This window comes from Chryseobacterium sp. 7, assembly GCF_003663845.1.
Classification (GTDB): domain Bacteria; phylum Bacteroidota; class Bacteroidia; order Flavobacteriales; family Weeksellaceae; genus Chryseobacterium.
Genome location: NZ_RCCA01000001.1, coordinates 2,279,313 through 2,301,104, shown reverse-complemented (window position 1 = coordinate 2,301,104; position 21,792 = coordinate 2,279,313). Strand labels below are relative to the sequence as shown.

At 32.9% G+C, this 21,792-nt stretch carries 23 protein-coding genes; 4 read left to right on the top strand and 19 right to left on the bottom strand.

Translation table 11 applies throughout. The annotated features are described in order from the left end of the window. Positions 1 to 95 precede the first annotated feature (95 nt). On the top strand, positions 96 to 1,058 hold the full coding sequence (locus CLU97_RS10600) for a hypothetical protein (RefSeq protein WP_121489707.1): 963 nt from the start codon (positions 96 to 98) through the stop codon (positions 1,056 to 1,058). Positions 1,059 to 1,065: 7 nt separating this feature from the next. Here CLU97_RS10600 and CLU97_RS10595 read toward each other — a convergent pair whose 3' ends face one another. The 8 genes from CLU97_RS10595 to CLU97_RS10560 all read right to left on the bottom strand — a co-directional run bounded on the left by CLU97_RS10595 (position 1,066) and on the right by CLU97_RS10560 (position 8,317). Then, positions 1,066 to 1,620 (bottom strand): DUF4256 domain-containing protein, encoded by a 555-nt coding sequence (locus tag CLU97_RS10595; RefSeq protein WP_121487901.1) that lies wholly within the window; start codon positions 1,618 to 1,620, stop codon positions 1,066 to 1,068. Positions 1,621 to 1,959: 339 nt separating this feature from the next. After that, positions 1,960 to 2,256 carry a DoxX family protein gene (locus CLU97_RS10590; RefSeq protein WP_317125980.1) on the bottom strand — a complete coding sequence of 99 codons (297 nt, stop codon included), beginning with the start codon at positions 2,254 to 2,256 and terminating at the stop codon, positions 1,960 to 1,962. A gap of 118 nt (positions 2,257 to 2,374) precedes the next feature. Next, a complete protein-coding gene (locus tag CLU97_RS10585) occupies positions 2,375 to 2,953 on the bottom strand; it encodes a YdeI/OmpD-associated family protein (RefSeq protein ID WP_121487899.1) in 579 nt (192 codons plus the stop codon). A 160-nt stretch (positions 2,954 to 3,113) separates the two neighbouring features. Further along, entirely contained in the window at positions 3,114 to 3,581 is a 468-nt protein-coding gene (locus tag CLU97_RS10580; protein ID WP_121487898.1) for an SRPBCC domain-containing protein, read from the bottom strand. Between the two features lie 145 nt (positions 3,582 to 3,726). After that, positions 3,727 to 4,053 carry an ArsR/SmtB family transcription factor gene (locus CLU97_RS10575; RefSeq protein WP_121487897.1) on the bottom strand — a complete coding sequence of 109 codons (327 nt, stop codon included), beginning with the start codon at positions 4,051 to 4,053 and terminating at the stop codon, positions 3,727 to 3,729. Between the two features lie 154 nt (positions 4,054 to 4,207). Then, positions 4,208 to 6,322: a carboxy terminal-processing peptidase gene (locus tag CLU97_RS10570; protein ID WP_121487896.1), complete on the bottom strand. Its 2,115-nt coding sequence runs from the start codon at positions 6,320 to 6,322 to the stop codon at positions 4,208 to 4,210. Between the two features lie 207 nt (positions 6,323 to 6,529). After that, positions 6,530 to 7,885, bottom strand: coding sequence for a HEPN domain-containing protein (locus tag CLU97_RS10565; protein WP_121487895.1), 1,356 nt, complete (start codon positions 7,883 to 7,885; stop codon positions 6,530 to 6,532). Between the two features lie 30 nt (positions 7,886 to 7,915). Beyond that, positions 7,916 to 8,317, bottom strand: a complete 402-nt coding sequence (locus CLU97_RS10560) for a helix-turn-helix transcriptional regulator (RefSeq protein ID WP_121487894.1) — start codon at positions 8,315 to 8,317, stop codon at positions 7,916 to 7,918. A gap of 150 nt (positions 8,318 to 8,467) precedes the next feature. Here CLU97_RS10560 and CLU97_RS10555 point away from each other — a divergent pair, with 150 nt between their 5' ends. After that, entirely contained in the window at positions 8,468 to 8,701 is a 234-nt protein-coding gene (locus CLU97_RS10555; protein ID WP_121487893.1) for a SymE family type I addiction module toxin, read from the top strand. Positions 8,702 to 8,958: 257 nt separating this feature from the next. On the opposite strand, the gene CLU97_RS10550 is transcribed toward CLU97_RS10555, so the two are convergent. Further along, positions 8,959 to 9,723 (bottom strand): O-methyltransferase, encoded by a 765-nt coding sequence (locus CLU97_RS10550; RefSeq protein WP_121487892.1) that lies wholly within the window; start codon positions 9,721 to 9,723, stop codon positions 8,959 to 8,961. 574 nt (positions 9,724 to 10,297) lie between these two features. Between CLU97_RS10550 and CLU97_RS10545 the strand changes: the two genes are divergently transcribed. Then, positions 10,298 to 11,080: a YdcF family protein gene (locus CLU97_RS10545; protein WP_121487891.1), complete on the top strand. Its 783-nt coding sequence runs from the start codon at positions 10,298 to 10,300 to the stop codon at positions 11,078 to 11,080. Between the two features lie 283 nt (positions 11,081 to 11,363). Here the strand turns inward: CLU97_RS10545 and CLU97_RS10540 are convergent, their stop codons facing one another. The 10 genes from CLU97_RS10540 to CLU97_RS10495 form a co-directional block, all read right to left on the bottom strand. Beyond that, positions 11,364 to 11,729 (bottom strand): VOC family protein, encoded by a 366-nt coding sequence (locus tag CLU97_RS10540; RefSeq protein WP_121487890.1) that lies wholly within the window; start codon positions 11,727 to 11,729, stop codon positions 11,364 to 11,366. A 421-nt stretch (positions 11,730 to 12,150) separates the two neighbouring features. Beyond that, positions 12,151 to 13,104 carry a DUF6624 domain-containing protein gene (locus CLU97_RS10535; RefSeq protein ID WP_121487889.1) on the bottom strand — a complete coding sequence of 318 codons (954 nt, stop codon included), beginning with the start codon at positions 13,102 to 13,104 and terminating at the stop codon, positions 12,151 to 12,153. Positions 13,105 to 13,421: 317 nt separating this feature from the next. Continuing rightward, entirely contained in the window at positions 13,422 to 13,631 is a 210-nt protein-coding gene (locus CLU97_RS24360; RefSeq protein ID WP_410493424.1) for a T9SS type A sorting domain-containing protein, read from the bottom strand. 54 nt (positions 13,632 to 13,685) lie between these two features. Next, positions 13,686 to 14,840 carry a BspA family leucine-rich repeat surface protein gene (locus CLU97_RS10525; RefSeq protein WP_183084549.1) on the bottom strand — a complete coding sequence of 385 codons (1,155 nt, stop codon included), beginning with the start codon at positions 14,838 to 14,840 and terminating at the stop codon, positions 13,686 to 13,688. A gap of 303 nt (positions 14,841 to 15,143) precedes the next feature. Then, positions 15,144 to 17,528: a TonB-dependent receptor gene (locus tag CLU97_RS10520; RefSeq protein WP_121489705.1), complete on the bottom strand. Its 2,385-nt coding sequence runs from the start codon at positions 17,526 to 17,528 to the stop codon at positions 15,144 to 15,146. 226 nt (positions 17,529 to 17,754) lie between these two features. Continuing rightward, entirely contained in the window at positions 17,755 to 18,561 is an 807-nt protein-coding gene (locus CLU97_RS10515) for a GLPGLI family protein (RefSeq protein ID WP_121487887.1), read from the bottom strand. 20 nt (positions 18,562 to 18,581) lie between these two features. Then, a complete protein-coding gene (locus CLU97_RS10510; RefSeq protein WP_121487886.1) occupies positions 18,582 to 19,580 on the bottom strand; it encodes a hypothetical protein in 999 nt (332 codons plus the stop codon). After that, complete coding sequence (locus CLU97_RS10505) at positions 19,552 to 19,752, bottom strand: hypothetical protein (RefSeq protein ID WP_121487885.1); 201 nt, start codon at positions 19,750 to 19,752, stop codon at positions 19,552 to 19,554. The genes CLU97_RS10510 and CLU97_RS10505 overlap by 29 nt, the downstream gene beginning before the upstream one ends. Continuing rightward, on the bottom strand, positions 19,749 to 20,714 hold the full coding sequence (gwsG, locus tag CLU97_RS10500; protein ID WP_121487884.1) for a grasp-with-spasm system ATP-grasp peptide maturase: 966 nt from the start codon (positions 20,712 to 20,714) through the stop codon (positions 19,749 to 19,751). Before gwsG ends, CLU97_RS10505 begins: the two co-directional genes overlap by 4 nt. Before the next feature lie 152 nt (positions 20,715 to 20,866). Continuing rightward, on the bottom strand, positions 20,867 to 21,052 hold the full coding sequence (locus CLU97_RS10495; RefSeq protein WP_121487883.1) for a hypothetical protein: 186 nt from the start codon (positions 21,050 to 21,052) through the stop codon (positions 20,867 to 20,869). A gap of 281 nt (positions 21,053 to 21,333) precedes the next feature. Between CLU97_RS10495 and CLU97_RS10490 the strand changes: the two genes are divergently transcribed. Beyond that, positions 21,334 to 21,717, top strand: coding sequence for a hypothetical protein (locus tag CLU97_RS10490; protein ID WP_147436470.1), 384 nt, complete (start codon positions 21,334 to 21,336; stop codon positions 21,715 to 21,717). Positions 21,718 to 21,792: the final 75 nt, after the last annotated feature.

Here is a 21,792-nt window from a genome sequence, read left to right as displayed (position 1 = left end):
GAAAATTGTTGATAAATAAGGGTAATTTTCAGCAATTTTGAAATTAGTAAAGATTTTAGGCACGGAAAATGATTTACTTTTTAAAATTGATTTTAATGAAAAAGATTACTGAAGCACTTGCACTGGTATTATTTATTTTAAATTTTTATGTTGTGTCAGGACAAACTCCTCAGAATTATATTTATACTTCGTCAGGAGACCTTCATACAATTGAAAAGATGATTACACGGGAAGATATTGGCGGAGTTCAGATTGTTTATAATTGGAGGGCTTTGGAAAAATCAAAAGATGTGTATGATTTTTCTGTTATTGAGAAAGATTTGGATTATTTGACAGGTCTTCATAAAAAATTATTTATTCAGCTTCAGGACAGATTTTTTGAGCCGCAGGCAAGATATATTCCTGATTATGTTTTAAATGACAGAGAATATACGGGAGGATTAGTCCCTCAATTTGATAATCCGGGGGAGAATAAACCTGTTGGAAGCGGTTGGGTAACCCAGCAATGGAATCCGGCTGTTCAAATGAGATTTCAGAAATTGATAGGAGCGCTCGCAAAGAAATTTGATGGAAAAATTCAGGGAATTAATCTTCCGGAAACAGCGATTGATATTGATATGAAAAAGGATAAAACAGGATTCAGCTGTGATCGATATTTTCAGGCTGAGCTGGAAAATCTAAAGTTTGCAAGAAGTGTTTTCCATGATTCTCATGTATTGCAATATGTTAATTTTTTTCCGTGTGAGTGGGATAATGATCACCAATATATGTCCAGACTATTCGATTTTGCTTATAAAAATAATATAGGATTGGGTGGTCCGGATATTGTTCCGAATAAAAAAGCACAAATGAAAAATTCTTATCCCTTTTTTAATCAATACAAAGGAAAGCTTCCTCTTGTAGCCATGGCAGTTCAGGAGCCAACGCTTACCTATAAAAATCCTAAAACTAAAAAGCCTTTTACCAAAGAAGAGTTTGTGGAATATGCAGTAAATTATCTGGGAGTGAAAATCATCTTCTGGAGTGTGGAATCTCCCTGGTTGAGAGATTCCAAATAATCTACAGTTATACTTTTAATATTCCTCTGAAACCTCTTGCTGCATAGTAAGAGTCTGCACCATTGTGATAGGTAAATACGGTATTGTATCGTCTGTCGCAAAAAATGGCGCCTCCCAGCTCTCTAATTTGGTTTGGTGTTTTGATCCAGCTGGAGGTTTTTTGATCGAATTTTCCCAATTCCTGAAGATGATGGTATTGTTCTTCTGTCAAAAGTTCAATACCCATTTCAGAAGCGGTGTCAATGACGTTGCTTTCAGGTTTATTGGCTTTTCTGGCATCCCATGCCTGATAATCATAGCATAGACTTCGGCGTTTTGGGCTTTCTGGCGAACAGTCGATGAAGGAATATTCATCTGTTTTTTTATTGTAATCTACTACATCGGGTTCACCTTCTGTGGTTTCCATTTCATATAAAGACCTTAGTTTTTCTGGGCTGGCTTCCAGTTTTTGCTGAATTTTTTCCCATTTAAGATCTTTATGGCGGTTCATATTTTTTTCAAAACGAGTTTTTAGTGTTTTTAAAAGCTCGTTGATTTGTTCCTGGGTCAGTTTCTTTTTCATGTCAAATTTTTTTTTACAGTTTGTTGTTTTGTGTTGTTGGAAATTGCAAAGGTGCAAATTATCTTAATGAGAATATTTCTTAAGGCGCAAAGATTTTATCTTCGATAAAAGTTCTGACTCTTTATCTTTAAAAAAATGATTTTATAAAAAATATTTAAACTTATCAAAATACTCAGTACATATTGAACCATTAAGAAGGATTTAAGAAGTAAAGTATAGTTAAGATAAATCATTCTGATTTTTAAGCTTAAAGTGAAGCTTACCTTAATAGTCTTAACAACTTAATATCATCTTAATGTTTCAAAACTAAAAATTTAACAAGTTTTGATATTAAAACTATTAATCAATAACAGTGATTTTTCTCTCTGCAGGTCTGAAATACCACGAAATAAGTACTAATACAAATAGTAGTACTGCCGGAAAAGTTCTTCCTATCGTGTCACCCACGATCAGGTGGGAAATGACAGCGCCTGACATAACGAAGAAAAATCCTGCATACGCCCATTCTTTAAGCAGGAGACGTTTTGGAATCAATACGGCAATAACGCCCAGAATTTTCCATACTCCAATGATAGTCATCAGGTAAGAAGGGTAGCCGAGATTGGTAAAATTGGCCAGCTCATCTTTATTTTTCATCAGTTGAACAATGGCAGTGGAAACCATTCCCAATGCCATCCAAAGGGTAAATATCCAATAGATGATCTTTGTTCTTTTTGTGATTGTTGCGGTGTGTTCATGATCTGTTTTTTTATAATTAGTCGTTTAATCCTATTCCGTCCATGATCTGTGGAATGCATTTTTCTATGCGGGCTTCACGGGTTTTGGACTGTTTTGCAGAGGAAAAGTGGAGTAGATACGCTCTTTGTCTTCCCGGAGTTAATACTTTGAAAGCTTCTGATAATGCAGGATTTTCATCCAGTTTACTTTGAAACTCTTCAACCATCTCAAATTCTTTTGTTTTCTTCATTTCAACTTTAGCGCCTGATTCTTCAATTTCAACGGCTTCAAACATATAAGCCTGAAGAATTTTTTCCAAATCATTGATCTGCTCTACATTTGTAAAACGAATCTGCCTTGCTGCCTGTACATTTTTAGACTGCTGAATCAAAATGTGGTCCGTATCTTTCATTAAAGCTCCTTTAAAAAAGAGAAGCGCACAATATTCTTTAAAACCATGGATCAGGAAAATATTTTTCCCTTCATAGGTATAACACGGGCAGCCCCATTTTAAATCTTCTACGAGCTCGGTGCTAAGGGCAATGGTTCTTAGTTTTTCAAACTCTTTTTTCCATTGCTTGGCATCATTAAAGAAAAAATTAACTTTTGGATTCATGTGGTTTAATGTTTAATATTCAAGGTTCTGGGTTTGTTATCCTTTTCACTAATAATTGACGATTCACTTGCAAAGCAAAATTCACTATTGACATTGATAATCATAATTTGAACTTTGGTGCCTATTGTCTCTCATCTCTTCGTCTATTATCTATTATCTATTATCTCATCTTACCTAATAATTCCTGCAAACGGTTATGTGCCATATTAATACCCTGAGCAAACGGCATTTTCAGGTGCTGGTCTCTGAAGTCTGTGGATTTATAAATGGTTTGAATGATAATTTTACTCGTGGCATCCGTTAATTTTTCAAATTCTAAAAACTCAATCTGAGCCGGAAAAGGCGTGTTTTCCATCTGGAAAGTTCTTATAATTTTCTCATTCTGAACAATATCATGAATGGTTCCATTAGCACTGAAAACCACTTCACCATGAGGATTTGAAGTTTCGAAACGGTAACTTCCATGTTGCTTGTTTTCGAATTTAGTTACTTTGGTTCCCATCCATTGCTCGAAAAGCTCTGCTTCTGTATAGGCTTTGAAAAGGAGTTCTACAGGAATATCAAATTCTCTGATAATGAAAATTTCCTGTCTGCCGTCTTCAGCTTGTATTTTTGTTTTGAGTTCCATATTTTAAGTTTTCTTGGGTTGGAGGGTTTTAGAGTGGGAGAGTTGGGGTTCCGGACGCGAGATCTGGGTTTTTATGTTTATGAGATTCGAAGTAAGAAATTCGAGTCGTTTTAAATTGCAACTCATTTATCCGATCCATCTCGTCTCACACTTCTCTGTTCTGATATGCTTTCATCACATCTTCAAGTTTGTTGAATTTTTCGTCCCACATTTTGCGGAAAGGTTCTATAAAATCGGCTATTTCTTTCATTTTATTGGGATTTAGGTGATAGATAATTTCTCTGCCGTTTTGTTCAGACCTCAGCAGTTCACATTCTGTAAGGATCTGGAGATGCTTTGAAACGGTAGGTCTTGCCGTATCAAAATTGGAAGCTATAGCTCCAGCTGTCATCGACTGTGCTGCTACCAGTATCAGTATAGATCTTCTTGTAGGATCTGCTATTGCCTGAAATACATCTCTTCTTAAATTCATTGTGTAGTCATTTGACTACAAATATATATGTAGTTATTTAGCTACGCAAATATTTTGTGCAAAATTTTTGATTTTTAATAAAAAAAGCTCAAAAAATGTAGCGAAATACATCTTTGAGCTTTTTAATTTTAAATTACAGGATCCAGAAATAGTATTAAGATCTTACTTCAATATCTCTCACTATATTTATTGCTTCCTGCAGATATAGGTCTTTTTGCAGGTTTTTAACCCATACTTCCGATTTACTTTTGAATGCTGTATCACTTTTCTCTCTTTCAATATCTTTCGGATACATCGTAAATTTAAGATCAGTTTCTAAAGTCTTTAAAACTTTGAATTTATCGCCCTCAGTATTTCTCTGTTTCATAAGATCATTGAATTTTTGAATCTTCAGAGGGATTGTTTTTCCTTTACTCAAATTTTCTTTCCATTGGGAATATTCAAGTAGTAATTTATAATTATCGTTTTTAGCTATTCTCTCTTCACTTATTTTCTGCAAAGCCTGAATATTGAAAGAGTTTTGCTTGTTGAAATCTGTTCCAGGTATTTTGTCCCAAGCTAATGCATAGTCATCATATTTTTCACCTATATCAGCATATGAAAGGATGTCTTTCATTGGAACATCCGAGCTGACACCTTTTCTTTGTGTAGATTCTCCGGTAATTCTGTAATATTTCTGAATGGTTAGTTTTATAGAACCAAAGTCTTCCTGGGTATTTAGAAATCTGTTCAAATCTACAAATACCTGTACGGTTCCTTTTCCATAAGATACAGGAGATCCCATAATAACAGCTCTGCCATAATCCTGCATTACACCGGATAAAATTTCTGCAGCAGATGCTGAAAACTCATTCTGTAAAATCACAAGAGGGCCGTTCCAGATGGGAGTTTCATTTTTATTCTTTAAGGTTGTAATCTTTCCATTGCTATCCTTCACCTGTACGTAAGGACCTGCATTCATAAAAAGTCCCATAATATCACCCACTTCTGTTAAAGAACCACCGGAATTATTTCTGAGATCCAGAACAATTCCCTCTATATTTTGTTCCTTGAGTTTGATAATTTCTTTCTTAATATCATCAGATGCATTTCTTCCTTCTTTATCTTCAAAATCAGCATTGAACTTAGGCAAATTAATAAGGCCGTATTTTTTATCAGATGCATTTATGATAATACTTTTAGCAAAAGTATCTTCAATGGATATTTCTTCACGGAGCATGGTTACATCCTGAATAGTTCCGTCTTTTTTCTGTACCGTTAAAGTAATTGGAGTTCCTTTTTCACCTCTGATTAATTTTATGGCTTCGCTGGAAAGCATATCCACAACATTTACAGGATCAGTATTGGGGTTAGATTTTATTTTTATAATTTTATCGCCTTCAGAGAGCTGCTTTGTCTTCCATGCCGGAGCTCCAATGGATAATGTACCAATATAAAGGTTTCCTTTCTTTTCCTGAATCACTGCACCTATCCCGATTATTTTTCCTTTGAAATCCGTATCAAAATCTTCTTTATCCTGCGGTGAATAATAATTGGTATGAGGATCAAAAATATGGGTATAAGCATTCATATATACCGTAAACCAATCCATTTTTTGTCTTTTCTTGAAGCGGATAAATTTGTCTTCCAGAAGATCTTTAACATTTTCTGTTGCTTTTTTTATCTTTTCACTCTCGCTTAGTACTTCGGGCTTGCTGTTGTTTTCTTTATTATTAGAATCTTCATTCTTTTTTTCTTCGCTTTTCCTGTTCATAGATGCTATTTCCTGAAGGATATTGTATTTCACATATTTCCTCCATTCATTGTACTGCTGCTGCTTATTGGCTGGTGCATTTTTCAGTTTGGGCTCCAAAGTCAGAGTTTCATCTTCTTCCAGATTAATTGGTTTACTGAAAATATCCTTGGTCATTTCATCAATTTCATCAATCCTTTGATACAATTTATCGACTGTCAGTTTATAAAAGGTCAGATCTCCGCTGTTCAGATAATCATCCAGTTTGGTTTCATATTTACGAAACTCATCCATATCAGATTGCAGAAAATAGGTTTTTGTAGGATCTATTGATTCAAAATACTGTTTATAAACATCTTTTGAATATGCATCATTAATAGGCTTGGGGCTGTAATGTAGGTAAGACAGAACATTCTTTGTATTGACCATAATGATCTGCATCTTTTCTTCTTCATTGTTGGGAGGGCGGAAACCAAACAAAGACATTGAAAGGGGAAGAAGAAGTAAAAAACGAACGGTTTTAAAATTTTTCAACATATGTATGATTGTGTTCTTATAAAAATCAGGTGAATGTATGGAAAATATTTATAATAAGTAGTTGTAAGGGAGTATTTTAAGATAAGTTTATGGTTTGAAAACTAAGATATCCATCGATTTAAATAAATATCTTATTAAATTTATTTGCTAGTTATTTAACTATTTAATTTTTAATTAAAAAATAAGATATTACAGTATTAAATATATTTAGAAGATTATTGTAGGGTTAAAGTTTTGCACTTCATCAATATTACCAATTATTAACTTTATTTTAGAATTAATTGAATTTAATGATTTATTTAGCATTTCTACCATACGTATACCTACAGGGTAATTTTCATCTCTAAAAGCTATTATGAGATGGTATTCTGAAAAATTATTTATTATCTGTTTAAATTCTTCTGTATCAAAATTATCACTAATGGTTTGCTTTCTTAATTTAAAAAAAGTTGTTGACATTAACCTTAAATCAATAGCTATTTTTCCTGAATTTGTTTGAATAGTTAAATCAATATATCTATAATATTCATTTCCTTCAAATACTGTGATTGAAGGATATCGGGCAAAATACCAATTTATTATGGATTGTTTGAGAAGAATCCTTTCTTGTTGTGGTGAAGCTTGTACAATTCTACTATTTTCTGTACTCACTTGAAAGTTTTGCTCATCAATACTTAATTTTTTATTAGATAAATCTTCTATAGCTAGATTTAGTGTTTTTATAATTTTTACAGAAATATTTCGGATTTTACCAAGGGTATCCCTATCTATATGTCTATTATGTGCAATTTCATTTCTTAAAGAATTTAATTCTTCAAGATCTTTTTCTAAATTTTCTTTTTTATAATCTGTTTCCTTTGCAAAATATTTTTCCCATAGAGATTTAGAAATTATACCTTTCAGATCATCAATTGAAATCTCTTTCTTTTTTTCTGAAATATGTTTTTCTACTATGCGTTGAATATCACCAATATTTCTATGTGTGAACTCTCTTTGCCCTTCAAAAAGTATAGTTTTCAAATCACTAAAGTATGTCTGATGTAAATAATCAGAATAATTAATTTTCAAATGGCTATCTCTACTTTCAACTTCATTTGGAATATGATATTTTGGATAATCATAACCTACTTTTGTGAGCATAAAGTTAGCTATTAGTCTTCTTAGAAGATTTTCTACCTCATTAATTAGTGTATAACCTTCAACAGCATATTTACGTGCTATATCATTCCAAAGAATATTTATACTTGCTTCTGGATGTAACTTAGCAATAATCTCTTCCAATAATTTTGTAAGATCATAAAGCTCATTTATTTTGTCACCTTCTCCACTTGAAATAATGAATCGAAAATACCTTTGTTCCTGAGAAGGAACTAAATCGGAAGCTATAGAATAAGAAACAGTAAGCTTATTTCCTTTTTTTAAACTAACTGTAAGTTGATTTCCAGATATTGTAAGGCTACTGTCTACCTCTAAGAATTTTAGAAATAATACATCACTATTACAAAAGGTATTTTCTTGCTTAATTATAATTAAGTATTCTACTACTAAAGGTTTTGTTTTCAAATCGTATATTATTAGTTTTTTAGTGTTTTTTTATTTGTTAAGTATTTTTTCCAACTTCTCAATCATCTCCCTCTGCTGCTGAAGCATACGCTCATAAAGCTCAACCATCTTATCAAGCGGATTAAAATTGAAATTAGGATAGTAGTTATAACCGTTTGATTGATCGTTAAATGTATTAGAAATAATATTCACTGCCTGTTCCTCATCAAAATTCTCAATCGCTTCCGCAGGAACTTTCAGAATTTTCGCTACCTGCGCCAGAATATCAGATTCTACGGTTTCTTTTTGCTCTAAAAGGGAGATTTTCTTTTGGTTCCAGTCATCACCCAGTTCAAAAGCGAGTGCTTCCTGTTTGATTCCCAGCATTTCGCGGAAACGCTTTATATTTCTACCCTGATGTATTTTCTTATTTTGCATATCTGTGTAACTCATAATAACAAATATAAAGCTTTAGAACAAAAAAATAAAGTTCCTGTTTAAAATAAATTCTATTCTAAATTATCTCTGCTTTGGAATAAATTATCCTTTCCTCAACTGGTTTATCCTCCTGATTATGTCTTGATTTGCTGAAAAATAACAAATATGAAAAGAAAAAGAAGAATGAACAGCAGCAAATATAATGAAATGCGCAATCGTAACCTTACGGTTTCCCTCAAATCATTTTCAAGAGCATATGGTAAAATAGTGTTCTTCCCGGAAATAAGAATAGCAGGGAAGTGGGTACAGCAATGTGGCTTTCAGGCAGGAGATAAAATACTGGTAACTGTATGCAGAAACCAGATTATTCTGGAAAGGGAAGTAGATTATGAAGGATAAATATTAATTTTGAACCATTAAGAAGGCTTAAGGTTTAAGTAAAATTAAGATTCAAATAAATTTGAATAAAGCTTTCTGCTTCTAAAATATCTCCAGATATTTACTTAATATTCTTAACAGCTTAATCTATTCTTAATGGTTCAACTATTTTATTAGAATTCTTAAACGCAAAGTTTTAAGAAGAAGGATTTTATATTTTGAGGTGGCGAAGACTGGACAAGTAAGCTTGTCTTATGAAGCGATGTAGATAATTTTCTTTATTGTTTTATAAAAACTCCGATGTATTTTCCAGCGTATTGCACAACATAAGTTTTAATATTTTTTTTAGTACAAAAATCCTGATACGCAGAATTGTCGCCAATATCATCACTTATGAATACCGCACCGGGTTTCAGCCTTTTATAGATCTGATGATAGGCCCACATTCTTCCATGGTAGCTTTTGTCAGAATCATAGTGGAAAACATCAAAAGAAGAGACTTTTTTAAAAATTTTGGGTAAAGATTCTCTATCTGCAAAACGGAATAATTTCCAGTATTTTTTAAGATTTTCAGGAACAACATATCCTACGTAACGATCGCCGTCCTGAGCAAGATAAGGCATGTCTGAACTGTATAATGTACCATTCCTTTTTTGAAGTGACAGCAGTATTGCTAAGGAAGACCATCCATAAGCGACTCCTGTTTCAAGAACGTTTTGCGCTTTTGTAAATTCGCATGCATAATAAATAAGCTCCAGTGCGCCAGGGCCGCCCATTGTAATAGGACATTCTTTTTCTTTTAGGTTGGCTTTTTCCAGAGTTTCAGCATACAGTTCTCTGAAATGATCGGCATCTATGGAAAAAAGTCTGGAGATTGCCTCTTTCTGAGAAACAGCTATAGATGCTGCCCAGGTATTTGTTTTTACCTTTCCTCTAAATGGGCTTCTTCTGCTTATTGTATTTTTAATAATTTTTCTGCCCAGTTCAGGATAAAGAGCAGGTCTTTTAAGATAAGCTACAAATGTTTTGATAACTGTTGACATCTGTTTGATTGTGTTGTGGTTACAAGACAAATGTATTTTTTTTTAATCCATTGTAGATTGAGATAATATTAATTTTGAGGGTAGATTTGTTGATGATTTTTTAATAAAATATCTAGTGATTAATTATTAGTAAATGTTTATTTTTAAAGTAATCTCAAATATTTTAAACCATTAAGGAGGGTGAAGTTTTTAAGTAAAGTTAAGATTCAAATGAATTTGAGGTAAGCGGTATGTTTAAAGAATGTCTGTAAATATCCCTTGCTTTTTTTAATTCTGATTACGTAAATATCTGTTTTTTACTTTACAAAAATGCCTGTCCAAAAATATATGGAGCACGGCCATAAAAACGGTGATTCTTTTCTGCTTTTTCATTTGGGTAGGTATTGGTTTTTGTTAACACACTAAATGGTGTGTTGTTTAATGATTGCAAATGTAACAAAATAATTGTATAAATAGAAAGATAAATGATTTTAATAATCTTGAATAGCTTATTCCTACCAAAAGTAGTATTTAAGAAATTCCTTTATTTTTGTAGTTTCAATGTTTTCTATACATTAATCTATATTATTTGAAGATGAAATTTTTACTTGACTTTTTATTCCGTGTTTTCCAGCTTTTTACAGAACCTTATTTTTTAGTATTTCTTGCTGTAGTCATTATAGCCCTTTTAAAAAGAAAAAATAAACGCAAAAATCTTAGGATAGGAATTGGTATAGCAGCAGTTTTAATGATCATTTTTACAGGAAATGGTTTTTTGGGCAAGCTGCTCTCCGGTTATTTACAGAAAAGCTATGTTAATGTTACTTCAACTAAAAATATGGCTTCTGAAAATCCTGTTATTGTAGTATTGGGAGGAGGTGTTGTAGATTTTGATAATACCGAAAGATTGCATACTATGTCTTATTCCAGAATTGTTACAGCCTATCAGTTATATTATGAATACAAGAAAAATAGTCTGCCTTGTAAAATAGTAATTTCCGGAAAGGGCAGAGGCCGTAAAAGTGAGGCAGAATTATTCAGTGAAAATTTCAAAAAAATGGGTGTAGCAGATGCTGATATTATCAAAGAAGATAAAAGCATGAATACTTATGAAAATGCAAAATATTCCAGCAAGATCGTAAAGAAAATGGCTCCTTCCAGTGTATATTTGGTTACTTCAGGATTTCATATGAAGAGATCTGTTTCTCTGTTTCAGACATTTGGATTGAATCCGGTTCCGCAGGCATCAGATTTTATAGATACTGAAATTACAATGTTTCCTAACAGCTATAACGCCGCATTTACTTTTGTAATGCTTAAAGAAGTACTGGGAATATGGCAGGTGAATTTATATAATAACCTGGGAATGAATGGATAATGTTTTTGATTTGTTTCAATCCTATATCATATAAACGGGACACTTAATTGATTAAGTGTCCCGTTTGGGTTTGTTATTTTGTTTTCTTCAAAGGAATAAGCCAACTTGACAAAAAAGCGATAATACGCCCAAAAAAGCCGTGTTTTTCAAGTCAGTAACTATGCTATCTAACTGAAAATAGGGGAGATAAATGGGCAAAACGTTTTCCAGCATCAAAGTAATGAAATAATAGGATAGGAGAGTATTGTGGCTGTTCAAAACCAACAACTTTTCTTTGGATTAATCAGTTTTTAAGATATTTGCAGTCTACATAATTTTCTCCAAAACTTTCCGGTTCTGAAACAATAGTTCCGCCTGCATTTTTTACTTCTTCAGCCCATTCATTGACCTGATTTTTACTTTCTGCAGAAAGGGTGAAAATAATTTCATTGGAGCTTTGAGGATCTCCGAATTTCATGCTTTTCAAATTGTTTTCTATAACGTTTTTTAAGAAAAAATGCACGATTAATTCATTTCCGGCCATAAAAAAACTCACCAATTCATTAGAACTGTGCGGATTATTGGGTTTAAATCCCAATTCTGTATAAAATTTCTGTGTACGTTCAAGATCGGCTACGGCCAGATTGGCCCATATCATTTTAGGTTTCATATTATATTATTTTTGGTTGGGATAAAGGTATTCCGTTTTTTTATCATAAAAGCTGTCATGTGGCAAGATTTTGTAATTTTAGAGTATCAGATGAAAATAATGGAAAGTTCTAGAAACCGTTACAGCATATTTGGCCGTAAAATTTTGAAAATAAGAGATTCTCAGGCGGTTTAAACCTCTCTTTCTATCGGTAAATAAAAATCCTATAATTTATATTATGTTAAATTGAATGTATTTCGGGTTTCAGAGATTCACAAAATATATAGATTCTATTATTTTTCCACCCTTGATTATTGTATTAAATTTTTCAAGGAATAATAATCTGTATCCCAGGTTGTACTGGATATATCTTCTAAATTTAGAAACGGCAGATTTAGAAATTAAGTTCTAAATCTGCCGCTTTTGTTAACAGACGTTTTTTCTATTTCTTTAATTTTTCTAATTCAGGTAAATCTCTTTTGTATTTTTCAACGTCCCAAATTAAATTCCAATTTTTAATATAGTCAGAGATTGGTCCTAATCCAACTTCTGTTCTTCTTTTATCTACATTGTCAGGATCAATTAAAGGTAAAACATAGTACGCTTTATTATTTTGATTGATTCCTATCTGGCTTCCGTATATTTGTTTTCTGCCTTCCCGAATTTCTATTCTGTCAATTAACAAAGCTAAAGAACCTGGACTTGCATTTCCTTTTGCTACAGCTTCTTTCATCATAGGTAAATATTTTTTTTGCGTTTCCAAATCCGAATGTTGAATAACGAGAAATAATGTACTATTGGCTTGTGCGCCTACTTTGTCTTTGCCCACCCAACCTTTTTCATCTAATATTTTTTTTACTTTTAATAAGTTAATAGAATCTTTCTGCATTGTTATTTTCCAAAGGTCATTCATTTCTTTAGAATCCGGACCGAATTTTTTTTGAGTTTCACTCATTTGCATTCTATACTTTTGGTCTTCTTCATAAATTGCCAATAGTTCAGCCTGCAATGGTTTGTCATAATTTGCTTCTATTAATTCTATTTTTTTTTCTAACTTTTCAATTGTTTTCCCCCACTCTTTTTTTGAATGTAAATTTTCTAAATCAGTATCAGATTTTAAGTGTCTTAGATTGGTCCAACCTTTTTCTATTGATAAGTTCAACCATTTAAATGCCTTTTTTGTATTTCCTGCTAAAGAAGATGAACATGCGCCATTATATAAGTGGCTTGGATTTTCGCTTTCAATTTTAAAAGCTTTACTATATAAATCTGTAGACATTTTATATTCTTTTGTCTCATATAATTTATTAGCTTCACTTATTAATTTTGAATATTCCTGAGCATTAACGCTTGTGAATAAAAATACTAATAACAAAGTATAAAAAGTGTTTCTCATTTTTTCTGTATTTAATTGCTAAATTTTTGATGTTTCCAGGTTATGTTTTTATAATGTCTGCTGACCTTCAAATTTACACATTGAGTGAATCTGATTGATATAACTTTTGTAAAGCCATTTATGCTAATATAAAATTTATTTTGATGATTTAAAAGTTCTTCCTCTAAAGGTGAAAACCAAGACGTAAAGATAAAAAGATAGATAAATAAATAACATACAAATCTTGAAAATGTAGCACCGTATTTTACACACAAAAAAGCCCCAAAATCTGAAGATTTTGGGGCTATAATTAACCGATTAACCTTTCGGATGACTTATTATTTCTTGATTATTTTAGAGAAAATACTATTTCCTTTTAACAGATAATTCCCAGATGGGCAGTTGGTAAGGTCAATATTATTTTTTCCTTTGTTTAAAGTGATATTTTTAATGATTTTACCTGTGATATCGTATAAATAAGCATTTCCATTTTCAGCAGACTCTACCGTTACGACTCCTGATGTTGGATTGGGATAAGCCGGAGTTATTATTTTTTTTGAAGTTTCTAATGTTGATAAAAAACACCCGGAATTATAGGAATCTCAAATGATATTAAAACCTTTGTTAATTAATTGAGCTCTGGCCAAAATGGCTTGCGGTGTAGAATAAACAAGTCCCGTTGCATCTATAGTTCCAGACGTTACTGATGAGTTCGTCCATGTAGGATTATTATTCAGAGCAACCAGAAAATTACTGTAATTGGTACATGATAAGCCAGAGTTTTTAAATCCGAAAGATATTGAACCCCAACTAAAGTTTTGAAGCCTGATATTCCAGGTGGAAATATCCTGATTAAAAAGAATGGCACCATTAAACATATTAAAGCCGGCAAAATAGCTCACCTTACTTACATCCCAGTTTCCAATCGGCTGGTTGAATGATACTGCATTTTCAAACATATACTCAAAATCTGTTACTTTCCCTGTATTCCAATTATTAAGGGGTTGGTTAAAAGCGGCCGCATTAGAAAACACATACCTGAAATTAACAGCATTCTTTGTATTCCATGAATTTAATGGCTGATTAAAATTTACTGCATCCTTAAACATCGCAGAGAAGTTAGTTCCAGCTGCTGTATTCCATCCGGAAATGTTTTGATTAAAGGCGGTTGCATAAGAAAACATGCTGCTAAAATCTGTCACATTCGCTGTATTCCAGGTTCCGATATTTTGATTAAAAAGTTGAGCTCTGCTAAACATACTGTTCATATTGGTAATGGTGCCTGTATTCCAATTAGAAAATGAATTATTCCCCACCAAAGATGAACAGTTAAAGAACATTTGAGACAGATTGCTTACCTGTGTCAGGTTGGGAGCGTCTGCAGCAGTTACATTAAGGTTTGGGCAGCCTGCAAATCCTGCATTAAACTGCTGGAGCCAAATAATATCTCCCCATTGACTAATTTCAGTAATCTCGGGATTTGCATTAGGATTAATAGAGTCTGTACCGGCCCTGAATCCGTAAAATAATCCGCTGCCATTTGAAACTTTCAGTCTATACGTTGCCTGGAGAGGGTTGGTATTTAAAGAAGTACCGAAAGAAATGGTAATTGGATTGTTGCTGTTGGAGGTTACAGAGCTCATGGCTCCGCTGTGCTGCGGAAAGCCTACCTCTTCCCAGCTAATGGTGTAGCCGGTGCCGGTGCCACCAAAAGTTATGGAATGATCAATGATGCCATTGATGTTAGGTTTCCACAAGGTTATAAATTCATTCTGCGCATAGGAAATGAAAAATGAAAAAAGAAAAATGGTTATTAGTTGTTTTTTACACATAATTTAAAAAGAGTGATTTTAAGGTTAAAATTGAGCTAACTAAGACAATAAATTTCCCGGGATTCTTTATCTTATTTCTAATACAAAGATATAGACGCACAGCGACAGAACTTGTCGTATTATAATTTTTCTAGCTCTTTTTTTAAGCTTTTTTTGATAATTTTTTATGTTGAAACAGCTATAAAAAATGCAGCTATTATTGATAATAGCTGCAAAAGTAAAGTTAGTTTATATAGTGATTTTTACTCCTACTGAAATATTAATTCCAGGTAGCGGACTTAGAAATTTTAACTGAGAATTTTGAAGTCTGGCCTCAGTATTCAATAGATTGTTTCCTATGATATAATATCCCAGATCACCAATGCCTAAACTGCTGTCTTTGTATGCTAAACGGACATTTAGTAGTGAAAATGCCGGCATAGGAAGCTCTGGGTTTATATTTTTCCCTAAATATTTTTGTTTTAAATAATGGTCTAAACTTACATTCATGCTGAAGTTCTGTAGAGTGCCTTCCAGATTGAATCCAAAACGGCTTGTAGGCATATTGGGCATATAATCACCATCACTCCATTTTCTTATGGAACTGTCGGCCACACTTATGTTTCTCACCAGGTCATAATAACCGCCTATCTCCCACTTCCCTAGTTTTCCCAGGTCTGCTTTATAAGCTGCTTCTGCTTCCATTCCGTTGATTTCTGTATCATCAGAACGCCATTCTTTTACAAGAAAAACTTCTCTGGAAAGGCCTGTGTGAGCCAGATAAATATAATTTTTATAAAAAGTGTGGTAAACATTGGCAGATACCCGAAAGCTTTTGAGATTTAAGCCCGCTCCTATTTCAACGGTATTTGCCATTTCCTTGTCCAATCTGTCATCCCCGTTTTCTTCTGTAAGAATGGCAAAATGATTGTTTCCGGAATAAAGTTCATTCACTTCCGGTGCTCTTTCGGAATGGTTGTATTGTACTTTCAGATAAGCTTTTTTGAAGATATTCCACTGTGCCGAGCTATGGAATTGATGAAGGGTAAAGTCTCTGTCACTAAGTTTTCCTCCGGAAAGGCCACGGCTTCTCACATATTTATTATCTGCTTCTGCTCTGCGCTGTACATGGTCATTTCTATATCCCAAATCCAGCTGAATAAAGTTAAAATCTAGGTGTTGCATCGTAAAAATCCCGATTTCACGGCTTATAGTATTGGGTAAATATCTCTGGCCGCCGGTTCCTTCCATATCTCTGTATTGCACTTCCAGCCCTGTGTTTCCTGTCAGGAATTTTAATTTCTGCTGTGTGATTTCCAGGCGGCCATTATGTTGATTCACTGCAAACTGATTCGCTCTGTAACGGGCAAGAAGTTCTGCATTTTTAGAGAATACTCCCATATAATTTAGCTTGATACTGGAAATTGGAAAATTGGTGAAGCTGTAACCTGATTCAAACATAGCTTTATGGGATAAACTTCTGATATTAATAGGAAGGTACTCTATTTTTTGTTGGGGTTTTCCATGAGTATGTTTGGGCATTTTAGCAATAGCATATCCCGGAACACCAAAATAAGAATAAGAATTCTGATACGCTCCTCCCACATAAAAAGATTTTCCAATATAGCTGGTTCCTACGTAAAATGAGTTACTTTCCGAATGACTGTTTGGGATAACACCATCTTTTGTTTCTACGTAATCTCTAATTCCGTTTACCTCACTTTTATAGCGGTCTTTTGCAGCATCCTGGCCGGGAACGTAAAGATCATTCTTTGGATTAGGATAGTTTTTACCGTCAGCAGGGTTATAATAGGTTGGACTGAATGTGTAAAGATCATCTTCAGAAAGCTCATAATCTATCATATGATCTTTTGCAAACTGACTGATGTAAGGGAAAAGACTTTTATTTAAGACTCTTCTGGAATCTACATCTACCTGGCACAGTGACTGTAAAATACTGTTGAAACCCATCAGATTGGGATCATAGCATCTGCTGTCTTTAGATTTTTCGGGAATTCTTACGAGCTCCTGCTTCTGATTGCTCCCTCCTACTGTCCAGACCCAGTTTTTAGCAATCACACCTTTGGCTGAGAATGCCTGTTTCTGTCCGCTGTTACTACCCCCTTCAAGAAGTCCTTTAAAGTTGATCTTTTTGTCCGGCAACTGTTTGGCAATATAATCGGTTTCAATATCAATAGCTCCTCCAATAGCTTTTCCTCCGTATAAAACGGATGCAGAATTTTTGTACACGGTAATACTTTGAACATTGTTTATCTCTATATCCGTATTAAAATCCGGGCTTATTCCGGAAAGATCATTGACTGCAGTTCCGTTTTCCAGAATTTTTACACGATTTCCGCTCAGGCTTCGGATAACAGGAGCACCGGAGTTAGGTCCATACCCCGAATTTTGAATCCCCGGAATTTTGCTCAATGTCTCTCCTAACGTGCTGGATTGAATGAAATCCAGCTTTTTTCTTGAAATATTTACTGAACTGTAATTGGTTTTTCCCTGTATCTCAACGGATTCTATGTCCTTTACAACTTTTTTTTCAGGGTTAAGTTTCTGCGCCTTCAGAATGGATGAGGAATATAAAAGTGTACTCCCCATCAAAAAATAAACGGTCTTTTTCATGTGCATATACTTTAATGATCCGGCAAAGCTAGATAATTAAATTTATTAATGCAACATTGTTGCTTTATTGATTTATTATAAGATTCCTTATTTAAATATAACAAAATGAATATCAGTACTCTATTGCTTATTTTCTAAATTCAATATTTTCTATAGCTATAAAAAAAAACCGCTCTGGAAAGAGCGGTTGAACTATTAAACTTGAATATTGTATTATGAATTTTCTTTATTTCGGATATTTTATAGCTTCTGAAAGTTCTATCGGATTGTTGTATTGTTTCAGACGGGACTGAATGGTTTTGGTCATTTCTCTGAAGTCTGGCTTTACCTCTTTCCCTTTTTCGTCTACAAATTTAGCCTGCACATTGCTTGACTTCATTTCTCTTAAAGGATCATTATAATAGTCTAAAGATACTTTCTTTAACTGCTTTTGCGGAATGGTAAGGGCTTCTTTATACATATTTTCAAAATCCAGCATTTCAGATCTTTTCTTTATGGAATAAAGACTGAACTTGTAAGAACCGGTAGCATCTTCCATTTCAACAATCAATCCAGGTAAGTTTCTGAAGATATAAGGTCCTGCCTGAATAGGTACATCTTGCGTATACCATGCTTCCCATGTTCTTCCTTTGTATTTTAAAACCGCTTTTCTGCACAAGTAGGTGTCTATTTTTTTGGTATCAGGTTTCAGTTCCCAGTTTAATTTTACCTGTTCTTTTATTCTGTAAGTATCGCGGAAATAAAAATAATATTTAGAACTTAAGTTCTCTTCCTCATTAATCACTAAAAAACTATTATCTCCTATTGAAGGTCCTTTAAATCCTGTACTTCTGATTGAATCTGTCTGGTATTGTTTTTCTGCCAAAAATTTCGATTTATTTCCCTGAACAAAAAGCAGCATGTTTTTAGTTGTTTTCTCTGAGTTTAAAGAATCTTCTTTATAAGTAAGCAGATAATCAATCCTGAAGTTCTGGGCATAAACATTACAGGATAGAAAAATAAGTACTAAGCTTTTTAAAATATTATAATTCATAATAAATAAGGATTTATCATTTAATTAAATTCTGCGGTGTAGGGATTATAATTGCAATTAACGGCATATCCGTTTTTGCTTTTCTCAGGAATAAATGTTGTTGTACAGCAATATCTGAATTCACAAACATTGCAGGGTTCAATTTCCTCTCTTTTAATGTTCCATATTTTAGATAACTTCTTTACAGCGTCTTTTTTTATTGTTTTAAAATCATCTAAAATATTTCCGTAGCTGTTTTTATCTGAAGAATTATATTTTATATTCCCGTTTCCATCAATAAATATCGTCTTGAACAAGGCTAAATTATAATTTTTTGCCACATTATAGGCATTTATGCTGATAGCAATATCAAATAAATTAAACCGGGTTAAAAATAATTTAGAATCATTGACGGTGATATAATTTCTGATCATATCATTTTCATTCACAGATCTCTTTCTTGGTGAATTATATATGGTGATAGAAGTAATCCGCTTGTGATCATAAACTTTTTTACTGATTTTTTGGTACGGAAAAGAAAGCGATATATTAGTTACTCTGGAATATTCCAAAGAGGATAATACGTTCAGCAGTTCTTCCATACAGTTGTCATTATCCAAATGAAGATGTAGCCTTTTAACCCCTAGTTGCTGTATATTTTGAGCAAATGTTTCTAAATTATCATAAATATGCTGTGATACAATAACGGTTGTAAAAAGAATTTCGGAGGTATCTTCATTGGTGCTTATAGGAGATAATTCAGGGAAAGATGAATGGCTGGAGTAAAAAATAAATTCCTTTTTTTCCAGAAAATTCAGATATTCTTTTGCTACTTTGTGCCCATTATACTCTTCCAGAACATCACTCACCTTTCTTCCTCTGATATCTTCCACAAAATCAATCAGGGTATTGGGGATGAACTCTATTGTTTCTCTCTGAATATCGTATATAACACTTCTTTCAAATCCTTTTACCAGTATACAGCAGGAAAAGAAGTTGATATATTTGTCTTTATTGTTCTGTATATAAATTGATCCCATCTTTGTATATTCTTAAACAGTAGATTTCAGATTGGTGAATAGATGTTGAGATTGTTCTGCTCAGGTTATTTCTTCTTGCTTTTTTGGTATCCGGAAAAGGATAAACATTGGAAAAAACAACCGGAAATAATTCCTTTTTATGCTTTAGTTCTTGTATTAAACTTTTTTTCATGTGTTCATGGTTTTTAAACAATGGGCAACTTCATAATGAAGATTATAATTACAAGGCAGTGAGGTCATTCTGAACTGGCCGGAAGGATTTACTTCCAGGAAATAATACTCACCGTCATCGGCTTTTATCATATCTACAGAGCCTGTATTTAACCCTATTTTCTGCATTAAAGCCGTTATTTTTTTATCCACAGATTCCGGGAGACTATAAGACACATATCTGTTGGGACTTTCATAATTCACCTGTCTGTAATCTGTTTTGGTTTGAGCATCATTTTGGGAAAATATAGCCATGCTGTAATTCTTTCCGTTCAGATGGAAAATCCTGAGCTCATATTCTTTGTTGATCATCTCCTGAAATAAACTCGGAAAGAAATTTTTATAGCTTTTGATTTTCTTCTCGCTCAATTGAGTGGTGAAAAAAAAGAATGCTTTATCTTCAATACCTATCACAGAGCCTTCGTTGATGGATTTGGTGATATAAGGTTGGTCATAGTTTAGATTGTCGGAGTTGTTAGAGATATACGTTTTAGGAATTTTAATGCCTGTTTCATGGGCAGCCATTAAAGTCCCTATTTTGGTCATGGACTCTAGCTTCTGGTAATGGTTAAGCCATTTTTTATCTTTTAAGAATTCAAAGAAGATATTTAATGTTGAAATGTATTCAGATTCCAGATAATTTAACAGCTCTATATTTTTTTCGGTTTTTATATTCTCTTTATACCTGTTAAAGAAACCAAATTTTCTAAACCAGACACATTTGATTTCCGCCATATCCACTTTTCCGAAAAATTGGTTTTCTACAATCAGTTTAGGCTGTGGCTGTAATTCAACATACATTTTCGTTTTTCCGGTAAATAAATCCAAATCGTTAATTCTTATATACTTTTCGCCAAGAATTGACAAGTGCTCCATTACCCAATTGGTATCATCATCTTTGGGTGTAGATAAAATTAAAATCATACTGTAATAATTTGAAAAAAACTATTGGGGAAGCAAGTGATAAGGGTTGAGATTTACCCGCCCGAAAAACACCTTCCCTTTGTGGAATTACAAAAAAAAAGACAAAAAAAAGCCACCCCAATAGAATTGAGGTGACCATTTTTAACTTGCTATTACTTACGATCCCAAGATGAATCATCAGCAGTACCACCGTTATAGATAAGGGTAATACAGTTGCCCATTTCAGCATCTTGAAGAGTGTGATTTTGTAATCCTGCATAAACAGTTTTTAAATCACCTAATTTTTTACCTTTTAAGGATTCTAAGGATTTCTTAGAATTTTGATTTTCTTTTTTCATGGTTAAATTGTTAAAGTTTGAGTTCCAAAAGTAGATAAAAAAATAATACAAAATCTATCCGAAGTTGATTTTTTTATTATGTTAAATGCTTTGTACAAAGGTATTTGCAACCCAATTCAATGTTAGGTGAATATTTTTTTGTGGAAATAAATGTGCCTATTAGACACTAAAAGGTGTTCTATTGTAGTGAGTTAGGATATGAATTTTATCATGTAAAAATCCTTCGTTTTTTTAGATTAAATTTTAAATTAGCAGAAACTAAAAGCCAAAAAAAAATTATCATGAACAAATTATTTTTTCCATTTTTATTCATTTCTTTAATAATAAATGCTCAAAATTTTAAATGTAAATCTGCTCATATTGGAAAATTTCAGATAGATAATGGCGAATATGGGATCACCATCATTGAACGGAATAGTAAATTTCAGATTGAAACCAATGAAAAAATGGGTTATAAGGCAAGATATGATATCACCTGGATTAATGACTGTGAGTATCAATTAAAAAAAAGAAAAGTAATAAAGGGCAAATCCCTTGAAGGAAGTACTCCCTATGATACCCTGATGGCAGAAATTTTAAATGTAGTAAATGAAAAAGTTTTACTAAGACTTCGCTCTAATTTTTCTGATGAAGTAATGGAATGTGAGATGATTAAAATAAAGTAATACAGATAATTTAGTTTCAAATCTTCTGATAACATAGAAAGAGGCTGCCCATCCAGGCAGCCTCATAATTTTTAA